Here is a 6000-nt window from a genome sequence, read left to right as displayed (position 1 = left end):
ACGCAAGATAAATTCTGTGATTCTAGCTCACCAAACCCAGCCGGTCCAGCTGTCTCGCGTGCTCCTCTCCAGTCGTCAGCAGGTAGATGCGAGTTGTATTGATGGAACTGTGGCCCAGCACATCTGCCAGCTTCACAATATCCCGGGTCGCCTGGTAAAAAGTGGAGGCAAACAGGTGGCGCAGATTGTGGGGGAAAACCTTGCTGGGCTCCACCTTCGCCTCTCCGCACAGCTCCTTCATGGCTCGCCAGACCTGAAACCGGGTCAGCGCCATGCCGTCCCCGGTGCAGAAGATTGCGCCGGAGGACCTTTTTTGTTTCTTGGCAAATTTCAGCAGCTTTCGGGCCAGCTTGCCGGAGAGTATGATGGTGCGGATCTTGCCCTTGAGGGCCACGTTCGCCCGTCCCGCCCGGACCGCCTCCACCGTGATGTACCTCAGCTCGGATACCCGGATGCCTGAGCCGCAGATGGTTTCCATCACCAGCGCCAGCCACTCCTCCTTCTTCCGCCGGGCCGCCTCCATCAGACGGACATACTCCCCCCGGGCCAGCTGCCGGGAGGCCTCCCGGAAAATCCTCCGCTGGACCTTCAAAAACTTAACTCTGCACTCCTCCCAGCCCAAAAAACGGAACAGTCCGTTGACGGCGGACAGCTTGGCGTTCACTGTTGCCGGCGCAAGCCCCTGGGCCAGCAAAGCGGTCTTCCACTGGGTCACGGTCTCCTTGGTCACCGTCTCTCCATTCAACCACCCCACAAAGGACCGGATATCCCGCAGGTACTTCTCAATGGTGGCAGCCGCCCGCTCCTCGGCCCGGAGGTGGTCGGCAAAAAATACCACCTGCTCCTCTCTCAGTCTGTGCTCCTTCATCGCCTTTCTCCTTTCTCATCTGCTCCAGAAGACGGTCTGCCTTCTTTGACATGGGAGTATATCACATTTTTTCGGGAAAATTCGACATTTTCCAAAAATCGCCATAAAAAAGCCTCCCTCTGTGTATTTGGGCACAGAAGGAGGCTATTTTATAATCGGTTAGTTGGCTTTTACAGCCAGAGCACTACCTGGTCCATCATCACAAAGTGGGCAATACTGCCCAAAAGGATGAACACATGGAAGATCTCGTGGCACCCGAACCGAGGGTTGTCCCGGCCTGGCCACTTCACCGCATAGAGCACACCACCCACAGTATACAGCAGACCTCCGGCCAGCAGCCAGAAGAAGCCGACCGCAGGGAGAGCATGGTAAATGGGGACAATGGCGAAGATGGCCAGCCAGCCCATAAACAGGTAAATGGCACTGGTGAGCCACCGGGGGATGGCCAGTCTGGCAACGGTGAGCACCATCCCCGCCGCCGCCAGGGTCCACACAGCAATTCCCAGGGGCACGCCCCCCGACTGCCGCAGGACGGTGAAGCACAGCGGGGTATAGCTTCCGGCAATGAGCAGGTAGATGGAACAGTGGTCATACTTCCGCAGAGCCAGCCGCCCGGGGATGGAGAGGTTGAGGCAGTGGTACAGAGTGCTGGCAGTGTACAGACAGATCATAGACAGCCCGTAGACGGCGAAGAGCCCAAACAACAGCCACTTGCCCAGCAGGGCGGACCGAACCAGCAGCACGGCGGTCCCCGCCACCGCCAGCACCGCGCCCGCCCCATGGGTGATGGCGGACCAGGGACGCAGGCCGTCGTAGGGGTCCCGAACCTCTCCCCTGCGGCGGGGCTTCTTCAAATTCAGCACAGAGGGGGCGGCAGAATGGACAGTTAATGTGTTGGTACGCATTGGATTCACTCCTTTCTAGAGGAGACGGCTTTTGCATTCTTCATCACTAGAGAATAGTATACTCCATTCCGCCCAAATAATCAATATGAAATATCACCAAATATAATATTGAAAACTATATTATATCATAAAAAACAGCGCCGGACGAACCAGCGCTGCTTTTTCCAGGATCAGCCCTGAGCAATCGCGCCCATGGGGCAGGTACCAGCGCAGGAACCGCAGTCGATGCAGGCGCCGGCGTCGATGACGTACTGGGAATCGCCCTGGGAGATCGCGCCCACAGGGCAGCCATCAGCGCAGGAACCGCAGCTGATGCAAGCGTCACTGATAACATAGGCCATAGTATGTACACCTCCATTAAAATGGTATCCCCATTCTACCACAAATTCAGAAAAATGCAATGCTTAATTTTTGGGGAAGTCAAAAAATATATAGGCACCAAGCTCCCCCAGTTCCGTCATCTTTTCCCGTCTAAATTGGGGCCAACCGGGGCATGATGGTAAAAAGACTTGATTCCGAGGTGATTTTACCATGGCAGAAAGCCAATTCACATCCACCGCCCTGGGCGCTATCCGTCTGGCCCAGCAGAACGCCGCCCGCCTGGGCCACAGCTACGTGGGCAGTGAGCACCTGCTGCTGGGGCTGGCTGGTCAGGAGTTCAGTCCCGCCGCAATGGCCCTGCGCAAAGCGGGGGCGGACAGCCGGTGCCTGCGCGCCGCCATTGCCCAGCGGGTGGGAACGGGCGTCCCCGCCAAATCCAGCTTTCAGGGCCTGACCCCAAACTGCTGCGCCGCCATACAGGGGGCCGTGGCGGAGAGCCGCCGTCTGGGCCAGCAGGCGGTGAACTCTGAGCACCTGCTGCTGGGCCTGCTGCGCACCAAGGGCTGCGGGGCCTCCCAGCTGCTGGCCCACTGCGGGGTAAATGGCGATGAGCTGTACCGCACGGTGTGCGCCTCCCTGGGCGGCGAGGAGGCCCCCCTCCCCAAGCCACGCCCCCGGGAGCCGGAATCCCGTAACGACCGGGACACCCGTCAGCTGGACCAGTGTGCCCGGGACTTGACCCGTATGGCCGCGGAGGGCCGTCTGGACCCGGTGATTGGCCGCCAGAAGGAGCTGGACCGGGTCATCCAGATCCTCTCCCGCCGCACAAAGAACAATCCCGCCCTCATCGGCGAGCCGGGGGTTGGCAAGACCGCCGTCATCGAGGGACTGGCCACCGCCATCGCCGACGGCACCGCCCCTCAGCACCTGCTGAACAAGCGCCTCTATGCCCTGGACCTGTCCGCCATGGTGGCGGGGACCAAGTACCGGGGGGAATTTGAGGAAAAGCTAAAGCACATCATGGGGGAGGTGCGCCGGGCGGGGAACATCATCCTGTTCATCGATGAGCTCCACACCATCGTGGGAGCGGGCAGTGCCGAGGGGGCCATTGACGCCGCCAACATCCTGAAACCCGCCCTCAGCCGGGGAGAGCTCCAGGTGATCGGGGCCACCACCATCGACGAGTACCGCAAGTATATCGAGAAGGACGCCGCTCTGGAGCGCCGCTTTCAGCCCGTCACTGTCAGCGAGCCCAGCCGGGCGGAGACCTTGGAGATTTTACAGGGCCTCCGGGGGCGGTACGAGGCCCATCACCACCTGATCATCTCGGACAGCGCCCTGGAGGCGGCGGTGGACCTGTCCTGCCGCTATCTGCCCCAGCGCTTCCTCCCCGACAAGGCCATCGACCTGGTGGACGAGGCGGCGGCCCAGGCCCGGCTGTCCGGGAAGGCCCTGCCCCCAGAGCTCCAGCGGCTGGAGGGCCGGGTGTCCCAGGCCAGCCGTCAGCTCAGCGACGCAGTGCGCCGCCAGGACTTTGAGCAGGCCGCCATTCTCCGCAATGTGGAGCGGGACTTTAAGCGGGAGCTGGAGGAGGAGCGGCAGAAGTGGCAGTCGGGCCAGGGCCAGTTCGCCGTAGAGCCCCACCACATTCAGGCGGTGCTGTCCCAGTGGATGGGGGTCCCCATCAGCGATCCGGACGAGGCGGACAGACAGGCTCTGGCAACTTTGGACAAATCTCTGCGCTGCCGCCTTCTGGGCCAGGACAGGGCGGTGGACGCGGTGGTAAAGGCCATTCGCCGGGGCCGCCTGGGACTGAAGGACCCCCGCAGGCCGGTGGGCTGCTTCCTGCTGCTGGGCCCCAGCGGCGTGGGCAAGACCCAGTTGTGCCGGTCTCTGGCCGCCGCCCTCTTCGGCAGCGAGGAGTCCCTGCTGCGCTTTGATATGTCCGAGTATATGGAGGCCCACACTGTCTCCCGCCTCATCGGTTCTCCTCCGGGCTACGTGGGCCACGAGGAGGGGGGGCAGCTCACCGAGCGGGTACGCCGCCGCCCCTGGTCGGTGGTGCTGCTGGATGAGTTGGAGAAGGCCCACCGGGATATCTGGTCCATTCTCCTCCAGGTGATGGAGGAGGGAGTCCTTACCGACGCCCAGGGCAGGAAGACCGACTTTCGAAACACGGTGCTGGTGATGACCTCCAACCTGGGGGCCCAGCGCTTTGCCAAGGGGAGAAGGCTGGGCTTCACCTCCGGCGGGGAGGCGGAGCGGGAGGAGCTGGAGCGGGCGGTGCTCTCCGACGCGGGGAACACCTTCGCCCCGGAGTTCCTCAACCGCCTGGACGCCGCCCTGGTCTTCCACCCCCTGGATGGCGCAACCCTGAATGCCATAACCCGCCAGCTGCTGTCCGAGACCCAGAAGCGGCTGGACAAGCTGGGCGTCGCTATGGCGGTGGAGGAGGAGGCCGTCTCCCTGCTGGCCGGCAAGGGGAGCAGCCGGGAGTACGGCGCACGTCCCCTCCGCCGGGCTATCGCTTCCCTGGTGGAGGACCCCGCCGCCGACCTGATGCTCAACGGCCAGCTGAAAAAGGGGGATACCCTGCGCGTCTCCGCCCAGGGGGACCAGGTGCAGGTAAAATTGGTGTAAACGCAAACGGGCGGTCGGCCACCGTGGACGGCCGCTTGTTTATGATATCAGGCCTAATTCCTTGAAGTAAGTCCACAAATCATTATAGTGTTTATGAGCAATGCTCTTTGCACGTTGCTCAATAGATTTCATGGCTTGTTCCGTTAACTCTACAGCAGCTCTCTTTCGATAGAGATATTTTGTTTTTTCACAATTCAATTGAATATCAGGGATTATTTCATAATCGAGACAATGTACTTCACAGAAGTCATCAAAATCTTTAAATAACCCCCAATAGTCGACAGTTTCGTCCACTGAAGGCAAGTCCATCCTTCCGTTCCATATATTTCTGACCTTTTCTAGAAATATGTCAATCGCGTCGTACCTGTTGCATTTTTTACTTATGATACCTTTATGATTTTTGTCTCCTCTCCCATAAATCTTTGGTATGACCCAAAAATTTGCAAGGCAAGGGTATTGATGGAAATAGTTCCATATTGTTTCACACCACTGCAAAGTCGGTGCATACAAATTTGATATTGTGGCAAAACTATTCATCGTGTCTCCAGCAAAATTTATGTCGAAAAAGTTGTTTTTACCGTCAAGAAAACATCCATTTTGAGCGAAAGGCGGAAATTTTTTGTTGTATATAGCTTTATAAAACCCAACTGCAAAATCTGACATATCTGGATCAGGGGCACTGTAATATCTCTGTCCTGAATAGACTACACCGTTTCTGAAAGAAATTCCTCTAATGTGTTTATCGCATACGATAGGAGTTAACAATATCTCTTTGATGGTCTCTTGGGCACTTGTTAATTCCATTTTGCTGTCACCTCGGAAGGTAAAAGTTATGTCTATTATTCTACCATATATGTCAAATTCCTGCAAATCAAATTAAAATACCCTCCGGTTTGGCCAGCGGGCACCTGTTTTAGATATTTGTGTGGGCCAGCTGAAAAAGGAGATTACCCTGCACATCTCCGCCCAGGGGGATCAGGTGCAGGTAAAATTGGTGTAATGTCACTTTAATTCGTAAAGTATCTTTTGTAGGGTGGGATGACCCTAGCCTGCCGCTTTGTTTGTGGCCCTGCTTCGCAAGGGGCCCATCCCTCGTCCCGCCCGCAGGCGGCCTGGCCCCTTTGAAAAGGGGCTCCGGCGAAGCCGGTGGGGATTGACTTACAGGCACTGATTCTACTTGAAATTTTAGGTAGAAGATGGTGCTTTCAGGGGCAATCCCCCGCTCTCGCGCCGCTTGTGTGCTCCTGCGGCATTACAAGGTGGAAG

General features: G+C 58.2%; 5 protein-coding genes. 1 reads left to right on the top strand and 4 read right to left on the bottom strand.

Annotated elements, in window-relative coordinates:
• Positions 1-22: 22 nt before the first annotated feature.
• From D1646_RS17320 to D1646_RS17310, 3 genes are all read right to left on the bottom strand, one after another.
• Positions 23-868, bottom strand: coding sequence for a tyrosine-type recombinase/integrase (locus D1646_RS17320; RefSeq protein WP_160637667.1), 846 nt, complete (start codon positions 866-868; stop codon positions 23-25).
• 170 nt (positions 869-1038) lie between these two features.
• Positions 1039-1773: a hemolysin III family protein gene (locus D1646_RS17315; protein ID WP_160637666.1), complete on the bottom strand. Its 735-nt coding sequence runs from the start codon at positions 1771-1773 to the stop codon at positions 1039-1041.
• Positions 1774-1943: 170 nt separating this feature from the next.
• Positions 1944-2114 (bottom strand): 4Fe-4S binding protein, encoded by a 171-nt coding sequence (locus D1646_RS17310; RefSeq protein WP_160637665.1) that lies wholly within the window; start codon positions 2112-2114, stop codon positions 1944-1946.
• 190 nt (positions 2115-2304) lie between these two features.
• Here D1646_RS17310 and D1646_RS17305 point away from each other — a divergent pair, with 190 nt between their 5' ends.
• On the top strand, positions 2305-4734 hold the full coding sequence (locus tag D1646_RS17305; RefSeq protein WP_160637664.1) for an ATP-dependent Clp protease ATP-binding subunit: 2430 nt from the start codon (positions 2305-2307) through the stop codon (positions 4732-4734).
• Positions 4735-4773: 39 nt separating this feature from the next.
• Here the strand turns inward: D1646_RS17305 and D1646_RS17300 are convergent, their stop codons facing one another.
• The gene (locus D1646_RS17300) at positions 4774-5538 is read right to left on the bottom strand and encodes a hypothetical protein (protein ID WP_160637663.1); all 765 of its coding nucleotides are present in this window, start codon (positions 5536-5538) and stop codon (positions 4774-4776) included.
• Positions 5539-6000: the final 462 nt, after the last annotated feature.

Source organism: Pseudoflavonifractor sp. 60, assembly GCF_009911645.1.
Taxonomy (GTDB): Bacteria; Bacillota; Clostridia; order Oscillospirales; family Oscillospiraceae; genus Lawsonibacter.
The sequence above is the reverse complement of the archived record's forward strand: the minus strand, read 5'-3'. Positions and strand labels throughout refer to the sequence as shown.

Coding starts and splice junctions, on each gene's coding strand:
- D1646_RS17320 (WP_160637667.1), bottom strand. CDS start 868: ATGAAGGAGCACAGACTGAGAGAGGAGCAGGTGGTATTTTTTGCCGAC.
- D1646_RS17315 (WP_160637666.1), bottom strand. CDS start 1,773: ATGCGTACCAACACATTAACTGTCCATTCTGCCGCCCCCTCTGTGCTG.
- D1646_RS17310 (WP_160637665.1), bottom strand. CDS start 2,114: ATGGCCTATGTTATCAGTGACGCTTGCATCAGCTGCGGTTCCTGCGCT.
- D1646_RS17305 (WP_160637664.1), top strand. CDS start 2,305: ATGGCAGAAAGCCAATTCACATCCACCGCCCTGGGCGCTATCCGTCTG.
- D1646_RS17300 (WP_160637663.1), bottom strand. CDS start 5,538: ATGGAATTAACAAGTGCCCAAGAGACCATCAAAGAGATATTGTTAACT.